Annotated in this window: 1 protein-coding gene; it reads left to right on the top strand. The window is 41.6% G+C overall.

The genetic code is table 11. The annotated features are described in order from the left end of the window. Positions 1-250 (top strand): hypothetical protein (locus tag R0J87_RS22960; RefSeq protein ID WP_498889244.1); only part of this gene is annotated, 250 nt, incomplete at both ends.

The following is a 250-nucleotide window of genomic DNA, read 5'->3' as shown; positions in this document are numbered from 1 at the left end:
AAAGGTTTCCAGTCTGACCTATCAAAACTAACAGGCAGTGCCCCGAAAGAATTCGTTGATGAATTAAGACAAATGGGCGTGGGGTCAGCTGATCAAATAAAAGCTATTGCTTCTATGTCTGCTCCAGAGCTAGATAAATATATCTCTCTATGGAAACAAAAACACAGCTTGGCAAGCCAACAAGCGACCAAAGAGCTTGCGGATCTCAAGAACGCAACAACTAAAAAAATCACTGAATTGAGAAATGCGG

The organism is Halomonas sp. SIMBA_159 (genome assembly GCF_046536035.1).
Taxonomy (GTDB): Bacteria; Pseudomonadota; Gammaproteobacteria; order Pseudomonadales; family Halomonadaceae; genus Vreelandella; species Vreelandella venusta_A.
Note: the sequence above shows the minus strand (reverse complement) of the source record. Positions and strands in the feature narration are given on the sequence as shown.